The sequence below is a fragment of the Rathayibacter agropyri genome, assembly GCF_013249015.1.
GTDB lineage: Bacteria > Actinomycetota > Actinomycetes > Actinomycetales > Microbacteriaceae > Rathayibacter > Rathayibacter agropyri.
Genome location: NZ_JABRPL010000004.1, coordinates 1 through 22,248, shown reverse-complemented (window position 1 = coordinate 22,248; position 22,248 = coordinate 1). Strand labels below are relative to the sequence as shown.

The following is a 22,248-nucleotide window of genomic DNA, read 5'->3' as shown; positions in this document are numbered from 1 at the left end:
ACAATGATCCTGGCCTTCATGGCCCTGATCATGACCAAGCGGCTGACGCCGATGGTCGCCCTGATCGTCGTCCCGACGATCTTCGGGCTCTTCGCGGGCGCCGGCCTCGGGATCGGCGACATGGTCCTCGACGCGATCGGCAGTCTCGCCCCCACGGCCGCGCTGCTGATGTTCGCGATCATGTACTTCGGCATCATGATCGACGTCGGGCTCTTCGATCCGCTCATCCGCTTCATCGTGCGCGCGCTCGGTGACGATCCGGCCAAGGTCGTACTCGGGACGGCGCTGCTCGCCGGAGCGGTCTCCCTGGACGGCGACGGCTCGACCACCTTCATCGTCACCACCGCCGCGATGCTGCCGATCTACCTCCGTCTGAGGATGAACCCGGTCGTGTTGACCTGCGTGGCGGGGCTCGCGAACGGCACGCTCAACATCGTCCCGTGGGGCGGACCGACGGTGCGCGCCGCGGCGGCCCTTCAGGTCTCGCCGAGCGACATCTTCGTGCCGATGCTGCCCTCGCTCGCGGTCGGTCTGGCCGTCACCCTCGTCTTCGCCTGGTTCCTCGGCCTCGGCGAGCGCCGTCGCCTCGGCACGCTCGCGCTGGCCGAGCCGATGCTCGAGCAGGAACTCGTCCACGCGGGCCACGGATCGTCTTCCCGCTCGGACGGCGCCCGCGCCGGCGGCCTCGCCGCGCTGACCGGAGGCATCCGCGCGGTCGCCCGCGAGCGATTCTCCTTCCTCCGCGGACCCCAGTCCCTCCGCGGCGCCCAGATTGCCGTCGCCGCCCGCGTGCAGGCCGACGACGCCGATACCGCGATGGCCGACACAATGCTCGACCCTGAGCGCGAGACCCTGCGCCCCAAGCTGATCTGGGTGAACCTCGTGCTGACGCTCGCCGTGATGACGCTGCTGGTCGCCGACATCCTGCCGCTGGCCTACGTGTTCATGGTCGGCTCGGCGGTCGCGCTGCTGATCAACTTTCCGGCGATGAAGGACCAGGCCTCCGAGATCGTCAAGCACGCACCGAGCATCGTCGGTGTCGTCTCGATGGTTCTCGCGGCGGGCGTGCTGATCGGCGTGCTCAACGGCACGGGCATGGTCGATGCGATGGCCCAGTGGGTCGTCGCGGTCATCCCGCCGGCGATGGGCCCGTTCCTCGCCGTCATCACGGGCGTGCTCAGCATCCCGATGACCTTCTTCATGTCGAATGACGCGTTCTACTACGGCATCCTCCCGGTGCTGTCCGAGAGTGCGGCGAACTACGGCATCTCGCCGGTCGAGATGGCTCGTGCCTCGATCACCGGCCAACCCGTGCACCTGCAGAGCCCTCTGGTGCCGGCGATCTTGCTGCTCGTCTCCCTTGCCGCCGTCAACCTCGGCGATCACCACCGCAAGGTGCTCTGGCGCGCGGTGATCGTCTCGTTGGTGATGCTCGCGGTCGGCGTGGTGGTGGGCTCGATCCCGTTCGGATAAGCCCCGCTCCGCGCGGCGACGGGTGGTCCTCCTCGAGGAGAGCTACCCGTCGCCAGTCGCCCCGTCAGGCGACACTCCCCGCCGCCCCGACCTCGTCGCTCGCCCGGATTCCCGAGTAGACATCGCGATCGATCTCGTCGTCGGCGTCCGCGACGAGCATTGCCACGAAGGTGTCACCGTTCACATTGAGGAAGGTGCGGAAGATCCCAGTGAACCAGTCGACCGCGATCAAGAGGCCGACCGCCTGGATCGGCAGGCCGAGAGTCGCGGCAAGGAAGAGTGCGACGACCGGAAAGCCACCCGGCACCGTAATCGTGCCCATGTTGAGCAGGATCGCCAGCCCCATCCCCAGCAAGATCTGCGCGGGCGAGAGCACGACGCCGCCCGCCTGAGCCAGGAAGAAGACCACGATCGTGTAGTTGAGCACGGCGCCATAGGAGCCCATGGTCAAGCCGATCGAGAGCGTGAAGTCCGCGACGCGACGGCTGACACCCACCTTCTCGACCGTGTTGCGCAGCACCGTCGGATAGGTGACGGCCGAACTCGTCGTAGTGATCGCGATGAGGGTCTGCTCGGCGAGCTTGCGCGGGAGACGGCGAGGGTCCAGGCGTGTCCGCACGGTCACCACCGCGACGAAGAGGACCGTGAGCAGCACCACGCCGAGCAGGGTTGTCCCCAGGTAGGCGAGAGCGCTTGTCACGACCGCCACGCCCACTTCACCCGCGAGGGCGGCGAGCAGGGCGAAAACGCCGATCGGCGCGATGCGCATCACGAGGCGGATGAGCGCGAGCAGAACCTGCTGCAGCTGCTCGAGAGCCTGCAGGACGAGCACACTGCCGGTCGAGGTGACGTGGTGATTCAGTGCGATGCCGAACAGGAGCGAGAACACAATGATCGGGACCATCGTGGCGGTGGACATCGACGCGACGATGTTGGTCGAGAAGAAGCCGAGAATCGTGTCCTGCCAGCCTGCCGCCTCCGACGCCGGCTGCTCGAGGGAGGGGTCGAGTTCACCCGAGAAGGTGGCCCCAGCGCCCGGCTGTAGCACGAGGCTGAGCACGACGGCGACGACGGCCGCCACAACCGAAAAGCCGATCATCCAGCCGAAGGTGCGCGCAGCGAGACGGCCCGTGCTCGTGCCTCCCATCGACCCGGTGGCCACGATGACCGACGCCATGACCAGGGGCACGATCGCCATCTGGATCAGGCGGATGAAGATCTGGCCGAGGAAGGCGAGGTTGCCGGCCCAGTCGCCGACGATGAGGCCGAACACGATGCCGGCGATCGCGGCGATCCCGATCTGCGTGGCCGGATGCTGGAGGGATCTGAGCGACATGGGACTCCGTCTGCGTGAGCGGTTCGGTCGAGCCGAAGTGGCAGGACCACTCAACTGCACCGGTGTTGCGGCTGCGCGACCTGCGCGTTTCGGCCCCGTTACCGGGACAGCGCGCGCCCATCGGTCTCGACGTTCTCCTCCGAACGGTGGAGTGCTCTGAGGAGCGCGCCCGCTCTCGACGGGCGATCTCGCGGGCGAAGTCAGCTCAGCAGCGGAGCCAGATTCTCGATCCAGACGTCGGAGCCGACCTTGAGGATGAGAGCGCCAACCACCACGAGAAACGCGATGCGGATGAAGCGGCTGCCCCGCGCGACGGCCATCCGGGAGCCGAGGTAGGCGCCAGCGACGTTCGCGGCACCCATGACCAGGCCGAGCACCCAGATCATGTGGCCGCCCGGCACGAAATAGAGCAGCGCGCCGACATTGGTCGCGACGTTGACGATCTTGGCCTTGGCGCTGGCGAGCACGAAGTCGTAGCCGAGAGCGGTGATGAGCGCGATGATCAGGAACGTGCCGGTACCCGGGCCGATTAGCCCGTCGTAGAAGCCGATCAGCAACCCGAGCACGGCCGCCGTGACGAGGTGGCGACGACCCGCGTGCTTGAGCAGGGTGACGCTCCCGAGCGCGGGGCGAGCGATCGTGACGACCGCGACGACGATCAGTGCCACGACGATGATCGGCTTGAAGACGGCGGCGGGGAGGAGCCCCGCGAGCGTCGCGCCCGCGTAGCTGCCTGCGAGCGCGACTCCCGCCATCGGCAAAGCGGTGCGCAGGTCGGGCCTGGCACGGCGGAAAAAGGTAACCGCGCTCGTGGTCGTGCCGAACACCGAGGCGAGCTTGTTCGTGGCCAGGGCCTGCACGGGCGAGATCCCCGGCACGAGGAGGAGGGCGGGGAGTTGGAGCAGGCCGCCGCCGCCGACCACCGCGTCGATCCAGCCCGCTGCGAAGGCGGCGAGAATCATCAGCGCGAGCACGGGGAGGCCGAGGTCCTCGATGAACGTCAGCATCGAGGGAAGCCTACGACGGGCTCCCGCGTCCCGCGCTCCGCTCCCGTCTGCCGATGCACCGCCTCCTCGCCGAGACGCTGCCCCCGTCGTGGCACCTCGGCATACAGCGCGGCGTGTCGACAGACCGGATGCGCGCCGCGCCTACGCCTCCCCTTACACCTTCGCAAGTCCCTGCGGGCGCGACGACGCCGCACCTACGGTCGGTGCATGGACGCACAGGACATCCGCTGGAACGACGAAGCCCGCGACAAGATCCTTGAGGATTCGGACAGGGTCCTCCGGGAGGCCGTGCTCGACCTCGCGACGAGTAAGAAGGGCGAGCCCTGGGAGGACATCTTCGCCGAACTGAATGCGCGCCTCAAAGACCGCTTCATCGACTTCGAGCCCGGCCCCGACCTCCGCAAGTACGCCGAAGCCGTTTCCGCCGGGGAGATCGAGACCAGCTCGTGAGCGAACGCGGAGGCGAGGACCCAGCGCTCGCAGACGAACTCGCCTCGATCCGCGCCGTCGGTGAAGGCCGTCGCGGCGACGCGGTCGATCCTGCAGACGAGGACGTCGCACTCACGGCCGCGCAGTCCGAAGACATCGAGGCCGAGCTCAAGAGCACGGGCAGCGACAACTGACCACCTGCGGAAGGGCCCCCTGCCCAGGAGGGAGCGGGCCTTCCGTGCGCGCCGGCCGGCTACGCCGAGAGACGCTCGTAGTCGGTGTAGCCCTCGGCTCCTCCGCTGTAGACCGTCTCCTGGACGACCTCGTTCTCGGGGTGCCCGCCCTGCCAGCGTTCGAGAAGGTCGGGGTTGGCGATCGCGGGGCGACCGACCGCCACCGCGTCGGCGTGGCCCTCGGTGATCAGCCCTGTTGCTTCTTCGCGGCTGGTCGGCGAGCCGAAGCCACTGTTCGCCACGAAGACACCGCCGAAGCGGGCGCGCAGATCCTGAACCAGCTCCCCGGCAGGCTCGGCGTGCAGCACGCTCAGATACGAGAGCCCGAGCGGAGCGAGCCCATCGACCAGGGCCTCGTAGGTCGCGCGCACGTCGTCCGGGTCAGTCTCAACGACGTCCTGGATGTTGTGCGCGGGCGAGAGGCGGATGCCGACGCGTCCGGCGCCGACCTCCTCGGCAATCGCGCGAGTGACCTCGAGCGGGAACGCGGCTCGTTCGGCGGGCGTTCCGCCGTACGCATCGGTGCGCACGTTCGAGACGGGCGAGAGGAACTCGTGCAGCAGGTAGCCGTTCGCGCCGTGCACCTCGACTCCGTCGAAGCCGGCGTCGACCGCGCGGCGCGCAGCGGCGACGAACTCGTCGCGGACGCCCGCCAGCTCCTCGGTGGAGAGGGCGTGCGGTACCGGGAAAGGCTTCTTACCGCTGGGGACATGCACCTCGCCGTCGATCGCCACGGCGCTCGGAGCGACGATCCGGTCGGTGCCGGTGATCTCCGTGTGCGAGACGCGGCCGGCGTTCATCAGCTGCATGACGATACGGCCACCCGCGGCGTGCACCGCGTCGGCAACGGCGCGCCACCCGTCGGCCTGCTCCGGCGTCGCGATACCGGGCTGGCCGGGGTAACCCTTCGACTCGGCGCTCGGGAACACTCCCTCGCTGATCAGCAGGCCCATGCTCGCTCGCTGGGCGTAGTACTCGGCGACGAGGGGGCCAGGCACGCCCTGCTCGTCGGAGCGCAGGCGCGTCATGGGCGCCAGGACGATGCGGTTCGGCAGGTCGAGGTCGCCGGCGGTGAGAGGGGAGAACGGATCCACAGGATCGCCTTTCGTGGGGGGAGTGTCGTGCGCACGCGCGTCGCACTCCCGGCGGAAACCGCATCGGGGACAGGGACATTCCGACTCCCGGCGTTCTCCCATCCCGTCGTCGCCGAACAGCTCGACGGTTGCGACCCGCATCCGGGCGCCAGGGCTGTCTACACTCGGGAGGCGACCGACGAAGGAGTGTGCGCGATGCCGGCGAGACCCCACCACCCCGTGAGTTCCCGGTTCCTGCCGGCGCTTGCGGTCCTCCTCATCACTGCGGCTCTCGCACTGGCGCCGGCGACCGCGGCGGTGGCGGAGGCGCCCGTCGTCTTCTCCTCCTCCCCCGTGCTCGACTCGGCCGGCGTGCTGACCCCCGCCGAGACCGCCGAGGTCGAGCAGGCCGCGAGCGCTCTCTACGACCGGCACCGCGTGCAGCTGTTCGTCGCCTTCGTCGACTCCTTCACCAATCCGGCCGACCGTGCCGCCTGGGCAGACGAGACCGCGACCCGCAATGGACTCGGGACTGACGACGTCCTGCTCGCCGTGGCGGTCGACGCCCGGCAGTACCAGGTGTCGGTCGCTCAGGGTTTCGCTCTGAATGACAGCCAGGTCTCCTCCCTCCAAACGAACGACATCGAACCGAGGCTGGCCGCCAGCGACTGGGCCGGGGCGGCTCTCGCCGCGGCGGAGGGGATCGGGCAGCGCCTCGACGCACCGACAGCGGGCGAGGCGCTCGGCTCCGGCCTCCTGATCGCCCTCGCCGTGGTCGCTGGCCTCGCCGTGATCGGCGTCGTGGTCTGGCTCCTCGTGCGCCGGTCGCGGCGCCGTCGGGCCGAGGAGGCAGCCGAAGCCTCGATCGAAGAGCTCGCCACCCGCGCCGGCTCGGCGCTCGTGCACACCGACGACGCCGTCCGCACCAGCGAGCAGGAGGTGGGCTTCGCCCAGGCACAGTTCGGTACCGACGCGACCGGCCCGTTCCAGGAGGCGCTCGTCACCGCCAAGCGCCTCCTCGGCGAGGCCTTCACCCTCCAGCAGCGCCTCGACGACGCCGAGCCCGAGACCGACCAGGAGCGCCGCGACGGCTACCAGCGGATCCTGCAGCTCTGCGCCGATGCCGAGCAGACCCTCGACGAGCGGGCGAGCGCCTTCGAGGAACTGCGGGCCCTCGAGAAGAACGCACCGCAGGTCGTCGCCGCGCTCACCACCCGCGCAGCGGAACTCAGCGAGCGCCTCGCTCCCACCCGCGCGCTGCTCGCCGAACTCACTGCCCGCTACGCCGCGACGGCGATCGACGATGTGAGCGATGACGCCGACCAGGCGGAGGATCGCCTCCGCTTCGCCCGCGATCAGCTCACTGCCGCCCAGCAGAGTCTGCAGGGCGGCGATTCCGGACACGCGGCGGTGCTCCTGCGCGCCGGTCAGCAGGCCGCCGAACAGGCGTCGGGCCTCGTCGGCGCGGTCGCCACCCGGGCTGCCGAGTTGCAGACGGCGGAGGCGGCGCTCGCGGGCCGGGTTGCCGAGATCCGCGCTGACGTCGCGCAGGGCCGCGCGCTCGCCGTGTCGGACGATCCGCAGGCACAGGCACAGGCACAGAACGTCGCCGCCGCAGTCGCGTCGACCGAGGCTGCCCTCGACGAGGTCGAGCGCGCCGCCGCCGTACAGCCACACGATCCGCTCGGGCTGCTCGACAAGCTGACGGCAGCGGATGCCACGATCGACGCAGCCGTGGGCGGGTTCCGCGATGCGCAGGCGCAGCGCGAGCGCGAGAAAGCGGCTCTCGGAGCCGAGATCATCGCCGCCCGCAGCCGCGTCTCGGCCGCCGAGGACTTCATCTCCGCCCGCCGTGGCGCCGTCGGCTCCCAGGCGCGCACCCGCGTCGCCGAGGCCGCGCGCTCGGCCGAGTACGCAGCGCAGCTCGCCGCAACCGACCCCCGCGAAGCCCTGGCCTCGGCGCAGCGCGCCTCTGCTCTGGCTCAGCAGGCGCTCGCGAGTGCGCGGGCGGATGCGGGTGCCTATTCCGCGCCGGGTGCGGCCGGCAGCGGCTCCAGCACGGCCGCCGCGTTCCTCGGCGGAATCCTCGTCGAGTCGCTGCTCGGCGGAGGCGGCCGCTCCGGGTACCGCTCGGGCGGCTTCGGCGGAGGCGGCTTCGGCGGAGGCGGCTCGTCGCGGCGCTCAGGGGGCGGCGGCTTCGGCGGCGGGCGCAGCAGCGGCGGCGGACGTCGCGGCGGCGGCGGGCGCATCTGATTCCGGCCTCTCTCCCCCGATCCGGCATCACCTCGACATCCGGCACCACCCACGACACAAGGAGACACACCATGGCTCAGAGACAGTCGATCTTCGGCCGCGTCGCGCAGCTCGCGAAGGCCAACATCAACGCACTCCTCGATCAGGCCGAGGACCCTCAGAAAATGCTCGACCAGATGGTCCGCGACTACACCGACAGCATCCGCGACGCCGAGGCCGCGGTCGCGACCACCATCGGCAACCTGCGCCTGCTCGAGGACGATTACCGCGAGGACGTCGCTAATGCCCAGGAGTGGGGCGGTAAGGCTCTCGCCGCGAGCCGCAAGGCCGACGAACTGCGCTCCTTGGGCAATGCCTCAGACGCGGACAAATTCGACGCCCTGGCGAAGGTCGCCCTCCAGCGCCAGATCCAGTCCGAGCAGGAGGCGAAGGACGCCGAGCCGACCATCGCCTCGCAGACCGAGATCGTCGACAAGCTCAAGTCGGGCCTGCACCACATGCGCGAGAAGCTCCAGCAGCTCTCCAGCAAGCGCGACGAGCTCAACGCGCGAGCGAAGACGGTCGAGGCGCAGAGCCAGGTCCAGGACGCCGTAAAGAGCATCGACCTGATGGATCCGACCAGCGAAGTGAGTCGCTTCGAGCAGAAGATCCGCCGCGAGGAGGCGAGGGTCCGCGGTGCCGAGGAGCTCGCCTCCTCGAGCCTGGACGCTCAGTTCGAGTCGCTCGAGGACCTCGGCGAGATGACCGAGGTGGAGGCGCGACTCGCGGCTCTGAAGTCTGGGCGTCCTCAGGACTCGATCGGCTCCTGACCGAGCGTGCCTCCGACGCGTCACGCTGTCGGAGGCACGCCTCCGGCGAAGTACGCTCGGAACGAAGGCTGGCAATCACCCTGATGCATCTGCGGTCCCGGCACCGTAGTGTTCACACCAGGTAGCCCGTGACTCTGGCAGCCCTGATGCCGCGTCCGGCCCTTACCGACGTGGTGAACCACGAGCGGACCGTCCCCGTCGGGATCGCTCACCGAGAGGCCGTCGATGTCGATGGCCACCACGAAGAGCGAGGCGCCGATGAGCACCCCAGTCAGCACGACTCCTGCGAGCACCACCACCCCGAGCAGCACATCCGCCGCTCCGCGCGTCATCCGTACGCGGCCGCGCGCGGACGGTCGCACGAATCCCACAACCGAGTACTCCGGTCTGCTCAGCACGGTCCGCGACGCGGGCCTGCTCCGCCGCCGTACCGGCTTCTACTACACGATGTTCGGCGCCCTCGTGCTGGCGCTGGGCGGCATCGTGACCGGCTTCGTCCTGCTGGGCGACTCCTGGTTCCAGCTTTTGCTCGCCGCGGCACTGGGCATCGTGCTCACGCAGTTCGCGTTCCTCGCGCACGAGGCCTCGCACCGCCAGGTGTTCGAGTCCGGCAAGGCCAACGATGTTGCTGGCCGCACTCTCGCCAACCTCGTCGTCGGCATCAGCTACTCGTGGTGGATGACGAAGCACAGCCGGCACCACGCCAACCCCAACGTGCTCGGGAAAGACCCGGACATCGCCCGGGACGTCGTCTCCTTCACCCCGGAGGACGCGGCTCGCTCGCGCGGCTTCTATGCCTGGCTGACCCGCCGTCAGGGCTACGCGTTCTTCCCGCTGCTGCTGCTCGAGGGCATCAACCTGCACCTGCACGGCTTCCGCACGGTGTTCGGCAGGGGCAAGGTCGACAAGCGCTGGGTCGAAATCTCGATGCTGGTCACCCGCGTCGGCCTCTACCTCGCTGTGGTCTTCTGGGCCCTGCCGCTCGGTATGGCGTTCGCCTTCATCGGCGTGCAGATGGGCGTCTTCGGCCTCTACATGGGTGCTTCGTTCGCCCCGAACCACAAGGGCATGCCGCTGCTGCCCAAGGAGGCTCGCGTCGACTTCCTGCGCCGCCAGGTCCTCACCTCCCGCAGCATCCGCAGCACCTGGTTCACCGACCTCTACATGGGCGGTCTCAACTACCAGGTGGAGCACCACCTCTTCCCGAACATGCCCCGCCCGGCTCTGCGCCGCGCGCAGGTCATCGCCAAGGAGTACTGCGCCACCCATCAGATTCCCTACACCGAGACCACGCTGATGGAGTCGTACGCGATCGTGGTGCGCTACCTCAACAAGGTGGGCCTGTCGGCCGGCGGCGACCCGTTCGACTGCCCGGCGGCCTCGGCTTACGGACGCTGAGCCCACTCCGAGACGAATGAAGGCCCGCCCCTCCTCTGTGGAGGGGCGGGCCTTCGCTCGTTCACGGGATCAGGTCGACTGGCAGAAGATCAGCGTGCTCGAGACGCTTCCGGACGTTTTCGCACCCGTGCCCGTGTAGCCCGCGGGGAGCAGAGCGGCGGCGTTGAGCTTGAAAGCGACCGAGATCGAAAGGGTCGTGCGCATCGCGAGAGTGGCCCCGGCGGGCAGGGGCGCGGTCAGGGTGATCAGTTGACTCGTGCTGCTGAGGATCGACCCGGTCGCCGCACCGCCCGAGAACGAGAAGACGCCGATGTTGGCGATCCCGGAGCCGGTGACAGTCACGGACGTACCGGTGGGCAGCGGTTCGCTCGCGCTGGCTTTCAGGAGGAACCCGGGGCCGAGGACGCCGAGCGTGCCGCAGGTGCCGGAGAGGGTGAACGCGCCGACGTCGCCATTGGAGGCGGCAGCGGACGGAGTGGCGGCAACGGCAGCGACGACCGGCACGGACCACACGGCGGCGGAGGTGACGGAGCGACGAGTGACGGCGCGGTCGGAGTCAGGGCGGAAGGTCGAGGTATGCGCCACGGTGGGCCTTTCGATCGAAGGAGTCCTGCTGATGCGCGTCCGGAGACGAACGCTGCCCGCACCTGAAAGGGGGGTGAAGGCAATCGTGACGGGTGCGCTCGGCTCCGCCTACACGAAAAAGCTTGTCCCCCATTAGGGGCGCCACGGTCTCTTTCGATAGTACGCGGGTCACTTCGAGGTGGGACAGGGGCAAGGCGGGACAGTTGCGAGGTGGGTCACGCTCGAGGTATGCCTCATCTCCGTTGAGCCGTCTCCCCGCTGGTACGGAGGCGAGGCCGACCGCACAGCGCAAGGGGTGTCCCGTGGTGGGAGCGCGATCTAGCGTGGAGCCATGAGTAGCTCCAACAACGACATCGAGCCCACCCCGTCCAAGACCGCCGCCGAGGGCACCTCGCGCACGTCCGACCCCGCCACGCAGACCGGCACCTCCGCGGGCCTCGACAAGGTGGGCGGAGCATCCGACCCACTCGCCGACGGAGTTGGCGCCGATGGGGAGGAGCAAAACCCGCCGCTGCCCGACTGGGGACCGACGGACGGGGTCCACGGCACCGACGCCGAGGTCGACGACGCGGACGCTGCTGGGCGCTGACGCGGAGAACTTTTCGTGAAGGCGCGCGTTCCGCCGAGGTCCCTCTACATTCGCCGGAGCGTCCAAGAACCCCGCGCGCACAGCCTTACACTGGCGAAATGCAGCCGAACGAACGTGCCCTCAGGGTGATCTCGTACAACCTCCGAGAACACCGTGCGCACGTCGAGATCGCTCCTCTCGCCGCCCGGCACGATGTCGATGTCCTCTGCCTCCAGGAGTGCGACACCACCCGGCTGCCCCAGGAAGTCGGAGATCTCAGGCTCGCCTCCGTCACCGCCCGCAACCGTCTCGGGCTCGCGGTCTACTACTCCCACGCACGCTTCGAACTGGCCGGCAGCGCGGCATTCGAGCTTCGCAAGTCGATGCACGACCGCGTCATGTCCCCTGCGCACGAGCGCCTGCTCGCGGTGCGTCTCGAGGATCGCGAGGGCGGATCGATCGTCGTCTCGTCCTTCCACGCCGCACCGCTCTCGGCCGGGAATGCCCTGCGCCGCAAGCAAATCAATGAGGCACTGGACCGTCTCCGCGAGTACGCGCCAGACGTCCCCTCATTGATGGTCGGCGACTACAACTACCCCTGGTTCTTCCGCGGGCTGGACCGAAAGATGACGCGGAACGGCTACGTGGTGTCGCGCAGTGACTCCCCCACCTATGCGCGCTACCGCTACTTCAGCGGGCACTTCGACTTCGCCATCAGCGACGCCGTCCGGATCCAACGTGTCTCGACCCTGCCGCAGGGCCTGTCCGACCACCTCCCGGTGCTCGTCGATGCGCACTACGACGTCGGTACCGCCTGACTTGCCGCGTCCTCCCACGAAACGCACCGCTCGACGCTCGCTAGGCTCGGAGCGTGACGACCCTGATCCTCGCCCGGCACGGAGAAACTGTCTGGCACTCCGAAAACCGCTTCGCGGGCTCCTCCGACATCGCACTGACCCCTCGCGGGCAAGACCAGGCGGCAACTCTGGCCGCCTGGGCCGTCGACGCCGACCTTGAAGCGGTCTACTCCTCGACGCTGGTGCGTGCCGTGCGCACCGCTGTGCCCGCAGCGCGCGCCGCGCACCTCGAGGTGCAGCCCGACCCTGCGCTGGTCGAGGTCGACTTCGGACAGGGCGAGGGCCTGACCACCGACGAGATGGACAAGCGCTTTCCCGACGCCTACCGCGCCTGGGTCGCCGCGCCGGCGATCCAGCCGATGCCGGAAGGCGAGTCAGGTCTCGACGCGGTCGCGCGCGCCAACACGGCGCTCGCCCGCATCCACCGCGAGCACCCCGACGGCCGCGTGCTCGTCGTCGCGCATGGCACGCTCATCCGCCTGCTGCTCTGCGCCTACCTCGGCATCAACCCCGAGACCTACCGCCACACCTTCCCCGTGGTCGACAACGTGTCTTTGACGACACTGCGCTGGGACGCGTCGGGCATCGGCCTGCTTGGCTATAACGTGCCCCCCGTTCAGACCCAGCGGCGCTCCAGCTGACAGACGTGGCCGAGAGGCGGTCCGGATCGGGGAAGGCCGGCTCGATCGGCCTGGTGCTCGGCTCGGTCGCCAGTGTTCAGCTCGGCGCCTCGTTCGCGGTGCTGCTGTTCCCCGCCGCCGGACCACTCGGCACGGTCACGCTGCGGCTCGTCTTCTCCGCGATGGTGCTGCTCCTCGTCTCCCGACCGCGACTGCGCGGCCACAGCCGGAGCGATTGGGCCACCGTTGCGGGCTACGGACTCGCGCTCAGCGGGATGAACGCCTGCTACTACGAGGCCATCGCCCGGATACCGCAGGGCGCCGCAGTGACGCTGGAAGTCCTGGGGCCGCTGACGCTCTCGGTGATTGCCGGGCGGAGCGTCCTGAGCGTCATCTGGGCCACCCTCGCCCTCGTCGGAGTAATCACGCTCTCGCAGGGCGGCTTCTCGTCGCTCGACCCCGTCGGCGTGGTCTTCGCCCTCGGGGCCGGGGCACTGTGGGCGACCTACATCGTCCTCGCTGGGCGCACCGGCGGCCGCTTCAAGGGGATCGATGGTCTCGCCCTGGCAGTCGCGTTCGGCGCGATCGTCTCACTGCCGCTGGGAATCGCCTCCGCCGGCTCGGCGCTCGTCATGCCGCCGGTCCTGCTCCTCGGGCTCGCAGTGGCGGTCCTCTCCTCGGCCGTGCCGTATGCACTGGAGCTCCTGGCGCTGCGCAGACTGCGCTCCTCGACGTTCTCCGTCCTCATGTCGCTGTCGCCGGGCGCCGCCGCGCTCTCAGGGTTTTTGGTGCTGGGTCAGCGGCTCAGTGCAGTGGAGGCAGTGGGGATCGCCCTCGTCGTTGCGGCGAGCGTCGGAGCGGTCCGGACCGCGCGGACGTAAGCGACGGCGGCAAGAGGACTCGCACCCGAGACATCGGCGGCACAAGCATCTCCGACGTCCTTCGCCCTGGCAAGTGATGCATTCAGCATGTCCGTAGAACACGAACGGTTGGCCTCTCCGTCCGATGAGTATGGGTTCCGAACCGCGTCCGCTGCGCCCAGAACGCCTCGTAGCCGTACCGGACACTGTGGTCGGAGACGCCGCGGACCAGCTTCACCCATGTCCGACGCGAACGACGCAGCCGCCACGAGACGAGGAGCAGTGACGCAGCCCGCCCGATCCTCACGCCTCGCGCGTGATCTCTACCCGAACGAAAAGCTTCGACGAGCGCGGCCCGGCGAACACTCCGCGCAGTGGCGCGATGTCGTTGTAGTCCCGGCCGCGGCCGACGATGACGTGGCGGTCACCGATGTCGATCAGGTTGGTCGGGTCGTAGCCGCGCCACGCGCCTCCGCAGAACCACTCGACCCAGGCGTGCGACTCCCCCACCACGGTCTCGCCGATGTCGGCCTGCGGCTGGGGATGCAGGTAGCCCGAGACGTAGCGGGCCGGAATACCAACTGCACGCAGCGCCCCGAGCACGATGTGGGTGATGTCCTGACAGACGCCCTCACGCGCGGTCCACGATTCGGTCGCCGTCGAGTGCACTCCTGTCACACCCTGGCGATAGGTCATCTCCCGGCCGATGCGTTCCGCGATTGCGAGCGCCGCCTCGCACGGGCCGGCCGAGTCGTCGGCGAGCGAGCGGGCAAGGGCCGTGAGGTCTTCGGGAGGCGCCGTACGGATCGTCTGCTTGGACTGCTCCACATACTCGGTGAGCGTCTCGACCTGCCGGGTGAGCTGCTCCCAGCCGGTGGGATGGTCGGGGTGCTGCTTGGGCCGGATCTCCACAAGCGAGGTCGCGGTCAACGAGAGTTCGCGGTGCGCGTCGAGCACGTCGAACGACGAGACACGGGTGCCCCAGTAGTCGGTGTACGCGTGCACCGAGGTCACCGGGCGGATGTCGAGGTTCGAGAACAGCACGAGCTGGCCGTCGGAGGAGGCGGGCAGCATCCGCGCCTCGTTGTAGGACGCCACGACGTCTCCCGCGTAGGTAAAGCCCGTGGTGTGCCTGATGCGCAGCCTGCTCACAGTGCCTCCCCGATCCAGCTCGGCATGACGTTTGTGGGGAAGTACCGCTGGCGGATCGCCTCGGATGCGGCTGAGGTCGCCTCCTGCACGCTGTCCATGTGCCGGGGGAGGTCCTCGAGGATGTCCGTGATCGGCCGGTATTCGAGCTCACTGCGGATCTGCCCGAGCACGCGCTGCGCGTCGCCCGAATGGCCCACGCGGCCGGTGCGCGGCTCGATGTCGCGCATGCACGCCTCCGCTCGCGAGACCGAGAAGAGGATCGAGCGCGGGAAGAGGCGGTCGAGGAGGAGGAACTCCGCGGCATTGCGTGCGCTCGGCACTCCGCGGTAGGTGCGCAGGTACGCCTCATACGCCCCGCAGGAGCGGAGGATCGTCGTCCAGGAGGGTCCGCTCGCCTCGGTCAGTGACCGGGTGGCGAGAAGCCGGGCGGTCATGTCGGCGCGCTCGAGCGAGCGGCCGAGGGTGAAGAACTGCCAGGCTTCGTCGCGGGAGGTCGCCGACTCGATGATCCCGACGGCGAGAGCGGAGCGCTCACGCACCCAGCTGAAGAACTCCGAGACGCGCTCTCCCGAGACTCGCCGCGGCATCCGCGTGCGAGTGGTGTTGAGGCACTCCCAGAGCTCGGTCGAGACGATTTCGCGGGCCCGCCGGGCGTTCTCGCGGGCCGCGCCAAGCGAGTAGGCGATGGAGGCGGGATTCGTGCGGTCGATGGCGAGGATCGTCAGCACGTCGGCCCGGGTGATCTCGCCCATGCCGTCGGGAGGGGTCGAGCCCATCACCGAGAGCAAGGAGCGGCAGGCGGTGTCCTCGTCGATCCACGGGTCTTCGAGGAGGAGCTGGAGGTGGACGTCGAGGATGCGCGCCGTGCCGTCCGAGCGCTCGATGTAGCGGCCGATCCAGAACAGTGATTCGGCGATCCTCGAGAGCATCAGTCCTCCTCCGCCGCGAGCGCCTGCTGTTGCTGCTGGTCTTGGTCGTGCGTGGGGGCGTCCTGCGGCGAGTGGTCGGGAGTGTGGTTCAACGGGTAGACGATCGGGATCGAACTGGTGACCGAGGCCTGCTCGGCGACAAGCGCCTGGATGTCTCGGATCTCGGGCTCGGCGGTGCGCTGCTCCTCGAGGCCGACCACCCACGTGTCCTTTGATCCGCCGCCCTGCGAGGAGTTCACGACCAGTTGCCCCTCCGGCAGGGCGACGCGGGTGAGACCGCCGGGGAGGACCCAGACGTCGGTGCCGTCGTTCACGGCGAACGGCCGAAGGTCGGCGTGGCGCGGGCGCATTCCGTCGTCGACCAGGGTGGGGATGGTCGAGAGCTGCACGACCGGCTGCGCGATCCAGCCGCGCGGGTCGGCCTGGAGGCGGGAGCGTAGCTCGGCCAGTTCCTTCGCCGACGCGGCGGGACCGACGACGAGGCCTTTGCCGCCGGAGCCGTCGACCGGCTTCACCACGAGCTCATCGAGCCGGTCGAGTACCTCCTCGAGCGCGCCCGGATCCTCCAACCGCCAGGTGTCGACGTTCTTGATCACCGGCTCCTCTGAGAGGTAGTAGCGGATGAGATCGGGCAGGTAGGTGTAGACGAGCTTGTCATCGGCGACGCCGTTGCCGATCGCGTTCGCGATCGTGACGGTGCCCAGGCGGGCGGCGAGCATCAGACCAGGGGAGCCGAGCATCGAATCGGCGCGGAACTGGAGCGGATCAAGGAACTCGTCGTCCACGCGGCGGTAGATCACGTCAACTCGCGTGGGGCCGGAGGTGGTGCGCATGAACACCTTGCCGCCCGTACAGAACAGATCACGGCCCTCGACCAGCTCGACGCCCATCAGGCGGGCGAGGAGGGTGTGCTCGAAGTAGGCGGAGTTGTAGACGCCGGGAGTGAGCACAACGACGGTCGGGTCATCGACCCCCTCGGGGGCGGAGGCGCGCAGAGCCTGGAGCAGCTTGTTTGGGTAGTCGCCCACCGGGCGCACGCGCATCGAGACAAACAGCTCGGGCAGGGTCTGCGCCATGACGCGCCTGTTCGAAATGACGTAGGAGACGCCGGAGGGCACGCGCACGTTGTCCTCGAGGACCCGCCAGGCACCGACCTCGTCGCGGATCAGGTCGATGCCGGACACCTGGATGCGCACCCCATTGGCGGGGACGATGCCCGCGGCCTGGCGGTGGAAGTGGCTGGAGCTCGAGATCAGGCCCGCCGGGATGACTCCGTCGGCGACCGCGTTCTGCGGGCCGTAGACGTCCGCGAGGAAGGCCTCGAGCGCGCGGACTCGCTGTGTGATGCCGCTCTGTACCTTGTTCCACTCGGCGCGCTCGATGACCCGGGGCACGGCGTCGAGAGGGAACGGCCGCTCCTCCCCGGCGAAGTCGAAGGTAACGCCCTGGGCGAGGTAGGAGGAGGCGAGCGCGTCGGTGCGGCCCCGCAACTCCTCCTGGGTCATCCGAGCCAGCGAGGAGTAGATGTCACGGTAGGCGGCACGGACCCCATCGGGTCCGCTTGCGGACGCCACGTCGGCGAACATCTCATCCCAGGGGGTGGCACCCGAGACGGGCCGCGCGACCTTCTGGGACCCGTATCCGTCGAAAAGGTCACCCATGGCACGACTCTAGTGCGGGCCGTATTGCGGGGATGTTTCGGGGGCCGAGCGTCTCACTCTGGTGCTCACGCGAGGGCGAGCGCGCCGTCGATCCTGTCCACGTCGAAGGCCCGAGCTAGACGGCGGCGCTGACGTTCGGGGATCTCGAGTTCGTTGGCGATGTCAGGCCAGGTCTGGACCTGCCGGGCAACGGAACGGATGATCCAAGCGCCCTCCTCGCGCCGCAGTGAGAAGGCGTCGGCGATGTCCAGAAGGTTCGAGAGCTCTCGAGCGCGGGGGTCGTCGCGGTCGCTGATGGGTCTCGATGCGGTGACCCCGGTACTCGTGCTCGGATTGATGTCGAAGACCGGGGCCAGCCGCCAGCCGCCAGGGGCGCGGAGGAAGCCGTGGTTGCGCCAGTGATCATCGACGTTATTGATCAGAACGGTCAGGGCGATGCGGCAGAACATCTCGCGCAGGTCCGCTCGAGGATCGGCGCTGAGGTCGTTCACGACGTCGGAGAACTGCTCGTAGGTGTACCGCGAGAGGTCGTTCGCTCCGATGCCGAGGGCCGACGCCGCCGAGAGATAGGCCCGCCGACCTCCGTTCGGTGCACGATCGAACCTGTCCAGGATCAGGACGCTCTTCTTTTCGGAGGCGCGGTGAAGCGTCCACTCAGGCGTGGCGAGACCCACCCGCGCCGCAAGCATGAGGGCGAGGGCCTCCCAACGCTCGAGATCGAGGTCTCCGTCCTTCGAGTGCGGAAGCTTCGCCAGGGCGAGGCGTCCGTCTGGCCGCCGCACGTTCGCCTTCGGCCGCGCACCCCCGGGGGATGTCGCGATGTCGGAGAGGTAGGCGACGTCATCCTCCGACGCGTCGTCGGCCTCGTATCGCGCGGCGACCTGCACGATGCGATCGATCTCGTGGACGTTCGCGACTCCGCTCTCGCTCGAGAGCCACTGACCCGTCTCGGTCGAGCGGAGGCGGAGGGCGCCGAGCCTGGAGGCGTCGGACACGCCGAGCAAGTGATCCCAGGCACCACGGAAAGCAGGAGTCGACGGGTCGCGCTTGCGACGGTCGGCGTGGTTCGCCTCGATAAGCCGCTGGCCCCATTCATCGGGAGAGGCATCGTCGAAGGCGCCGGGGAGCGCATGGCTCTCCGGCATCCAGACCCGCCCGGTCACCAAGGGGAGGTCGGGCGAGATGGCGTAGGCCCCCCGAGTTGCGAGGTAACCCTCGTCGTACTGGAACGACGAGGAGGCGAGGTTCCGGTGCCCCGCGAACGATGGGTGGAGGGCGCCCACCCGCACGAGCCCGAGCCTCTCGTCGTCGAGATGAACGTCAACAGGCAGCGCCCTCACAGCGATCCGCCGGCGCCGAGAACCGCGTCGATGCGCACTCGCGCCGTCTCGCTCCTGTAAGGATCGGACGCTGCGACGACGGTGTCCGCGATGCCCAGGGCTGCGAGGACCGCGAACACCGATTCGATCCGCGCGGAGCCGTCCCCCGCCTCAAGGCGTCGCAGTGTTTCCCTGGTCACTCCCGCCCGTTCGGCCAGCACTGTCGCGCTCATTCCGTTGACGGCGCGCCAGCGCGCGAGATTCGCACCGAACTCCGACAGCAGGTGCGCTCGTTGCGGCGAACGACGTGCCACCATGACGACCTCCTGACGACAAGTGCTAGCAGGTGCTAGCAGGTGATAGCTCAAGCTAGCATTCCGTCGCGATCTGCAAGCTTGAGCTTCCATTTAATGCAGAGCCGATGCGAGAGCGGACGGTAACGACGCCGCGCGGGAATAGATCCAGGGTCGTCTGGTTGAATGGTGATGTACATGCAAACGCATGAATTAGGCTCCGCCGGGCGGGGTCACGGAGAAAGAGGGAGCACCTCATGCAGTTCGGCATCTTCACGGTCAGCGACATCACGACCGACCCCACGACCGGACGGACCCCGAGCGAGTCCGAGAAGATCGCAGCGTCCGTCACGCTGGCCAAGAAGGCGGAAGAGATCGGTCTCGACGTCTTCGCCCTCGGCGAGCACCACAACCCGCCGTTTTGGTCCTCCTCGCCGACGACCACGCTGGCGTTCATCGCCGCGCAGACGGAACGCCTCCTGCTCTCGACCGCGACCACGCTCATCACGACCAACGACCCGGTGAAGATCGCCGAAGACTTCGCGATGCTCCAGCACCTCGCCGACGGTCGCGTGGATCTCGTGTTCGGCCGCGGCAACACCGGCCCCGTCTATCCGTGGTTCGGCAAGGACATCCGCCGCGGCATCGAGCTAACGATCGAGAACTACGACCTGCTGCACCGCCTCTGGACGGAGGAGTACGTCGACTGGGAGGGCCAGTTCCGCACGCCTCTCCAGGGCTTCCAGTCGACTCCCCGCCCGCTCGATGGTGTCGCGCCCTTCGTGTGGCACGGCTCGATCCGCTCCCCACAGATCGCCGAGCAGGCCGCCTACTACGGCGACGGATTCTTCGCGAACCACATCTTCTGGCCCGCCTCGCACACGCAGAAGATGGTGCAGCTCTACCGCCAGCGCTTCGAGCACTACGGCCACGGCACCGCCGACCAGGCGATCCTGGGCCTCGGTGGCCAGATCTTCATGGCCCGCAACTCGCAGGACGCCCTCGCGCAGTTCCGCCCCTACTTCGACAACGCGCCGGTCTACGGCCACGGCCCGTCCCTCGAGGACTTCACCGAGCAAACTCCGCTCACCGTTGGCTCCCCGCAGCAGATCATCGACCGGACCCTCGGCTTCCGCGAGTACGTCGGCGACTACCAGCGCCAACTGTTCCTCATGGACCACGCGGGACTCCCGCTGAAGACCGTGCTGGAGCAAATGGACATGCTGGGCGAGATCCTGCCCGCTCTGCGTTCCGGCTTCGCGGAGGGCCGTCCCGCGCACGTGCCGGACGCTCCCACTCACGCCTCGCTCGTGGCGACGCGCGACGCGCAGCCCGCCGACGCGCTCCGCACCTCCGAGCACAGCGCCGTTAAGCACAGCGCCGCTGAGCCGATCACTGCCTAGTCAGGAGACTCCAGCATGGATACCCGCAGAATCACCGTCCTCTCGGCAGGTCTCAGCCAGCCATCCTCGACCCGGCTCCTCGCCGACCGCCTCGCCGACGCCACCCAAGCCGCCCTCTCCGAGCAGGGTTTCGCCATCGAGCGGAGCGTCGTCGAGCTACGCGACCTCGCGCACGACGTGACGAACAACCTCCTGACCGGCTTCGCGAGCCCCGCTCTGCAGACCGCGCTCGACGCGGTCACCGGAGCCGACGGGCTGATCGCCGTGACACCGATCTTCACCACCAGCTACAGCGGCCTGTTCAAGTCGTTTGTCGACGTGCTCGATACGGAGGCACTGCGCGGCCTGCCCGTGCTGCTCGCGGCGACCGGAGGGTCGCCCCGGCACTCGCTCGCCATCGACTATGCAATGCGCCCGCTGTTCAGCTACCTGCACGCGGCTCCGCTCTCCACCTCCGTCTTCGCCGCCACCGACGACTGGGGCGGAACGACCGAGGACGGGCGGGCACTGCCCTCCCGCATCGAGCGGGCCGGACGCGCGCTGGCCGTCGAGGCGGCGCGCTCGTCGCGCTCGGGCGGGGCGGCCGATCCGTGGGCGCTCGACGACTCCTTCGAGGGGATGCTCGGCCGCCTGAACTGACGCGCCGAGACTCCGGGAAAAAGGACCCCAACGGCCGTGGTGCGGCGAACGGACCAGGCGACCGGCCGGAGCACCGTTCGTCCCCCGCTTGCGACACGGGGTGTCAATCCCCAGTTTCGCCGGTCCGCTCGGCACCGCCCCGCGGTACGGTCGTCACAGGCGCCCACCGAGTGCGCTCCAGAGCGCACCCTTCGAGCGGAAGGCGGGATCATCGTGAGTGTCCTCGCCGCCAGTGCTGCGAAGCAGAAGGTCGCCGGTCGCTACTACCTGATTGAGCGGATCGGCTCGGGCGGGATGGGCTCGGTGTACCGGGCCCGCGACGAATCGGTGCAGCGCGACGTCGCCGTGAAGGTGTTCCGCGCTGAAGCATCACACCCCGAGGACGTCGCCCGACAGGAGCGCGAGGTCAGGATGCTGAGCTCCTTCGCTCACCCCGGCATCGTCAACCTGTTCGATGCTGGACTGCACAACTTCGGCGGCGAGGTGCGCCGGTACGTCGTGATGGAGCTCGTCGCCGACCCGACGCTGGAGGCGCGGCTCGAGTCCGGTCCGCTGCCCGCCGACGAGGTCGCCGCGATCGGCACGCAGCTGGCGGAGGCGCTCGCCTATCTGCACGAGCGTGGCGTGGTGCACCGTGACGTGAAGCCCGCGAATATCTTGATCAGCGACGTCGCCTCCAGCGGCTACGACCACACAGCCAAGCTCGCCGACTTCGGTGTCGCGCACTCGATGGACGGCTCCCGCCTCACCGGTGACGGCATCGTGATCGGCACAGCGAGCTTCGTCAGCCCGGAGCAAGTCGCCGGGGAACCGGTTAACGGAGCGAGCGATGTCTTCTCGCTCGGGCTGGTACTCCTCGAGGCGCTGACCGGGCATCGCGAGTACTCCGGCACCGTCCTGGAGGCGGCGATCGCCCGACTGCATCGCAGCCCCGCGGTCCCGGAGACCGTGCCCGCTGCGTGGCGCTCACTGCTGAGCGCGATGACGGCGAGGGACCCCTCCAACCGGCCGACCGCCGAGCAAGTCGCGCATCAACTGCGCGGGGGGATGGCCGCGGAGCCAGCCACGATGGAGGACACGCGCTCGGCTCGGGTGCGGCGCTCGGTGATCATCGGGTCGAGCGTGGTCGGAGTGGCTGCGATCGCGGCGCTCTCGTGGATGCTCGGGGTGCTCACCGGCCGCTGAGCCTAGGCCGTGCAGTGCTCGGCCCCGTGCGATGTGCAGGAGCCTGTGCGATGTGCAGGCGATTCTCGCGTGGGAGCGCTCTCCGCCGCTGGGGTGACCCAGGGATTCCGGACCACGTCCTCGGTTTGAATCTATTCCACGGGCTGTAGTTTTTTGAGTATCTCGC

22 protein-coding genes are annotated in these 22,248 nt (G+C 68.9%); 13 read left to right on the top strand and 9 right to left on the bottom strand.

Translation table 11 applies throughout. From position 1 onward, the window contains the following. Positions 1-3: 3 nt before the first annotated feature. Positions 4-1,473: a CitMHS family transporter gene (locus HRF29_RS11060; protein WP_173249042.1), complete on the top strand. Its 1,470-nt coding sequence runs from the start codon at positions 4-6 to the stop codon at positions 1,471-1,473. A 64-nt stretch (positions 1,474-1,537) separates the two neighbouring features. Here HRF29_RS11060 and HRF29_RS11055 read toward each other — a convergent pair whose 3' ends face one another. Continuing rightward, complete coding sequence (locus HRF29_RS11055; RefSeq protein ID WP_173248775.1) at positions 1,538-2,809, bottom strand: dicarboxylate/amino acid:cation symporter; 1,272 nt, start codon at positions 2,807-2,809, stop codon at positions 1,538-1,540. A gap of 200 nt (positions 2,810-3,009) precedes the next feature. After that, positions 3,010-3,816, bottom strand: a complete 807-nt coding sequence (locus tag HRF29_RS11050; protein WP_173248774.1) for a TSUP family transporter — start codon at positions 3,814-3,816, stop codon at positions 3,010-3,012. Positions 3,817-4,023: 207 nt separating this feature from the next. Between HRF29_RS11050 and HRF29_RS11045 the strand changes: the two genes are divergently transcribed. After that, positions 4,024-4,266: a hypothetical protein gene (locus HRF29_RS11045; protein WP_173248773.1), complete on the top strand. Its 243-nt coding sequence runs from the start codon at positions 4,024-4,026 to the stop codon at positions 4,264-4,266. Continuing rightward, on the top strand, positions 4,263-4,439 hold the full coding sequence (locus HRF29_RS11040; RefSeq protein WP_173248772.1) for a hypothetical protein: 177 nt from the start codon (positions 4,263-4,265) through the stop codon (positions 4,437-4,439). The genes HRF29_RS11045 and HRF29_RS11040 overlap by 4 nt, the downstream gene beginning before the upstream one ends. 59 nt (positions 4,440-4,498) lie before the next feature. Here the strand turns inward: HRF29_RS11040 and HRF29_RS11035 are convergent, their stop codons facing one another. After that, positions 4,499-5,572: an alkene reductase gene (locus tag HRF29_RS11035; RefSeq protein ID WP_173248771.1), complete on the bottom strand. Its 1,074-nt coding sequence runs from the start codon at positions 5,570-5,572 to the stop codon at positions 4,499-4,501. A 195-nt stretch (positions 5,573-5,767) separates the two neighbouring features. On the opposite strand from HRF29_RS11035, the gene HRF29_RS11030 reads away from it, so the two are divergent. The 3 genes from HRF29_RS11030 (at position 5,768) to HRF29_RS11020 (ending at position 10,011) form a co-directional block, all read left to right on the top strand. Next, a complete protein-coding gene (locus tag HRF29_RS11030) occupies positions 5,768-7,804 on the top strand; it encodes a TPM domain-containing protein (RefSeq protein ID WP_173248770.1) in 2,037 nt (678 codons plus the stop codon). 71 nt (positions 7,805-7,875) lie between these two features. Then, positions 7,876-8,613, top strand: coding sequence for a PspA/IM30 family protein (locus HRF29_RS11025; RefSeq protein ID WP_173248768.1), 738 nt, complete (start codon positions 7,876-7,878; stop codon positions 8,611-8,613). A gap of 258 nt (positions 8,614-8,871) precedes the next feature. Continuing rightward, positions 8,872-10,011 (top strand): fatty acid desaturase family protein, encoded by a 1,140-nt coding sequence (locus HRF29_RS11020; protein ID WP_173248766.1) that lies wholly within the window; start codon positions 8,872-8,874, stop codon positions 10,009-10,011. Between the two features lie 69 nt (positions 10,012-10,080). On the opposite strand, the gene HRF29_RS11015 is transcribed toward HRF29_RS11020, so the two are convergent. Then, positions 10,081-10,596: a hypothetical protein gene (locus tag HRF29_RS11015; RefSeq protein WP_173248764.1), complete on the bottom strand. Its 516-nt coding sequence runs from the start codon at positions 10,594-10,596 to the stop codon at positions 10,081-10,083. A gap of 331 nt (positions 10,597-10,927) precedes the next feature. Here HRF29_RS11015 and HRF29_RS11010 point away from each other — a divergent pair, with 331 nt between their 5' ends. The 4 genes from HRF29_RS11010 to HRF29_RS10995 all read left to right on the top strand — a co-directional run bounded on the left by HRF29_RS11010 (position 10,928) and on the right by HRF29_RS10995 (position 13,522). Continuing rightward, positions 10,928-11,185, top strand: a complete 258-nt coding sequence (locus HRF29_RS11010) for a hypothetical protein (RefSeq protein WP_173248762.1) — start codon at positions 10,928-10,930, stop codon at positions 11,183-11,185. Positions 11,186-11,283: 98 nt separating this feature from the next. Beyond that, the gene (locus tag HRF29_RS11005; RefSeq protein WP_173248760.1) at positions 11,284-11,982 is read left to right on the top strand and encodes an endonuclease/exonuclease/phosphatase family protein; all 699 of its coding nucleotides are present in this window, start codon (positions 11,284-11,286) and stop codon (positions 11,980-11,982) included. Positions 11,983-12,035: 53 nt separating this feature from the next. Continuing rightward, positions 12,036-12,662 (top strand): histidine phosphatase family protein, encoded by a 627-nt coding sequence (locus HRF29_RS11000; RefSeq protein WP_173248758.1) that lies wholly within the window; start codon positions 12,036-12,038, stop codon positions 12,660-12,662. 5 nt (positions 12,663-12,667) lie between these two features. Continuing rightward, the gene (locus tag HRF29_RS10995) at positions 12,668-13,522 is read left to right on the top strand and encodes an EamA family transporter (protein WP_343043724.1); all 855 of its coding nucleotides are present in this window, start codon (positions 12,668-12,670) and stop codon (positions 13,520-13,522) included. 282 nt (positions 13,523-13,804) lie between these two features. Here the strand turns inward: HRF29_RS10995 and HRF29_RS10990 are convergent, their stop codons facing one another. The 5 genes from HRF29_RS10990 to HRF29_RS10970 all read right to left on the bottom strand — a co-directional run bounded on the left by HRF29_RS10990 (position 13,805) and on the right by HRF29_RS10970 (position 18,879). Then, complete coding sequence (locus tag HRF29_RS10990; RefSeq protein ID WP_173248757.1) at positions 13,805-14,653, bottom strand: transglutaminase N-terminal domain-containing protein; 849 nt, start codon at positions 14,651-14,653, stop codon at positions 13,805-13,807. Next, positions 14,650-15,582: an alpha-E domain-containing protein gene (locus HRF29_RS10985; RefSeq protein ID WP_173248754.1), complete on the bottom strand. Its 933-nt coding sequence runs from the start codon at positions 15,580-15,582 to the stop codon at positions 14,650-14,652. The genes HRF29_RS10990 and HRF29_RS10985 overlap by 4 nt, the downstream gene beginning before the upstream one ends. Further along, positions 15,582-17,243: a circularly permuted type 2 ATP-grasp protein gene (locus tag HRF29_RS10980; protein WP_173248752.1), complete on the bottom strand. Its 1,662-nt coding sequence runs from the start codon at positions 17,241-17,243 to the stop codon at positions 15,582-15,584. The genes HRF29_RS10985 and HRF29_RS10980 overlap by 1 nt, the downstream gene beginning before the upstream one ends. 65 nt (positions 17,244-17,308) lie before the next feature. Continuing rightward, entirely contained in the window at positions 17,309-18,583 is a 1,275-nt protein-coding gene (locus HRF29_RS10975; RefSeq protein ID WP_173248750.1) for a HipA domain-containing protein, read from the bottom strand. Beyond that, the gene (locus HRF29_RS10970; RefSeq protein ID WP_173248748.1) at positions 18,580-18,879 is read right to left on the bottom strand and encodes a helix-turn-helix domain-containing protein; all 300 of its coding nucleotides are present in this window, start codon (positions 18,877-18,879) and stop codon (positions 18,580-18,582) included. Before HRF29_RS10970 ends, HRF29_RS10975 begins: the two co-directional genes overlap by 4 nt. Positions 18,880-19,112: 233 nt before the next feature. Between HRF29_RS10970 and HRF29_RS10965 the strand changes: the two genes are divergently transcribed. From HRF29_RS10965 to HRF29_RS10955, 3 genes are all read left to right on the top strand, one after another. Then, positions 19,113-20,258, top strand: a complete 1,146-nt coding sequence (locus HRF29_RS10965) for an LLM class flavin-dependent oxidoreductase (protein WP_173248746.1) — start codon at positions 19,113-19,115, stop codon at positions 20,256-20,258. A 15-nt stretch (positions 20,259-20,273) separates the two neighbouring features. Beyond that, the gene (locus HRF29_RS10960; protein ID WP_173248744.1) at positions 20,274-20,897 is read left to right on the top strand and encodes an FMN reductase; all 624 of its coding nucleotides are present in this window, start codon (positions 20,274-20,276) and stop codon (positions 20,895-20,897) included. A 213-nt stretch (positions 20,898-21,110) separates the two neighbouring features. Further along, the gene (locus tag HRF29_RS10955; RefSeq protein ID WP_173248742.1) at positions 21,111-22,082 is read left to right on the top strand and encodes a protein kinase domain-containing protein; all 972 of its coding nucleotides are present in this window, start codon (positions 21,111-21,113) and stop codon (positions 22,080-22,082) included. Positions 22,083-22,248: the final 166 nt, after the last annotated feature.

Bases quoted from the DNA above. Each gene is read 5' to 3' on its own strand.
- HRF29_RS11060 (WP_173249042.1), top strand. From the start codon at position 4: ATGATCCTGGCCTTCATGGCCCTGATCATGACCAAGCGGCTGACGCCG.
- HRF29_RS11055 (WP_173248775.1), bottom strand. From the start codon at position 2,809: ATGTCGCTCAGATCCCTCCAGCATCCGGCCACGCAGATCGGGATCGCC.
- HRF29_RS11050 (WP_173248774.1), bottom strand. From the start codon at position 3,816: ATGCTGACGTTCATCGAGGACCTCGGCCTCCCCGTGCTCGCGCTGATG.
- HRF29_RS11045 (WP_173248773.1), top strand. From the start codon at position 4,024: ATGGACGCACAGGACATCCGCTGGAACGACGAAGCCCGCGACAAGATC.
- HRF29_RS11030 (WP_173248770.1), top strand. From the start codon at position 5,768: ATGCCGGCGAGACCCCACCACCCCGTGAGTTCCCGGTTCCTGCCGGCG.
- HRF29_RS11025 (WP_173248768.1), top strand. From the start codon at position 7,876: ATGGCTCAGAGACAGTCGATCTTCGGCCGCGTCGCGCAGCTCGCGAAG.
- HRF29_RS11020 (WP_173248766.1), top strand. From the start codon at position 8,872: ATGAGCACCCCAGTCAGCACGACTCCTGCGAGCACCACCACCCCGAGC.
- HRF29_RS11010 (WP_173248762.1), top strand. From the start codon at position 10,928: ATGAGTAGCTCCAACAACGACATCGAGCCCACCCCGTCCAAGACCGCC.
- HRF29_RS11005 (WP_173248760.1), top strand. From the start codon at position 11,284: ATGCAGCCGAACGAACGTGCCCTCAGGGTGATCTCGTACAACCTCCGA.
- HRF29_RS10985 (WP_173248754.1), bottom strand. From the start codon at position 15,582: ATGCTCTCGAGGATCGCCGAATCACTGTTCTGGATCGGCCGCTACATC.
- HRF29_RS10980 (WP_173248752.1), bottom strand. From the start codon at position 17,243: ATGGGTGACCTTTTCGACGGATACGGGTCCCAGAAGGTCGCGCGGCCC.
- HRF29_RS10970 (WP_173248748.1), bottom strand. From the start codon at position 18,879: ATGGTGGCACGTCGTTCGCCGCAACGAGCGCACCTGCTGTCGGAGTTC.
- HRF29_RS10965 (WP_173248746.1), top strand. From the start codon at position 19,113: ATGCAGTTCGGCATCTTCACGGTCAGCGACATCACGACCGACCCCACG.
- HRF29_RS10960 (WP_173248744.1), top strand. From the start codon at position 20,274: ATGGATACCCGCAGAATCACCGTCCTCTCGGCAGGTCTCAGCCAGCCA.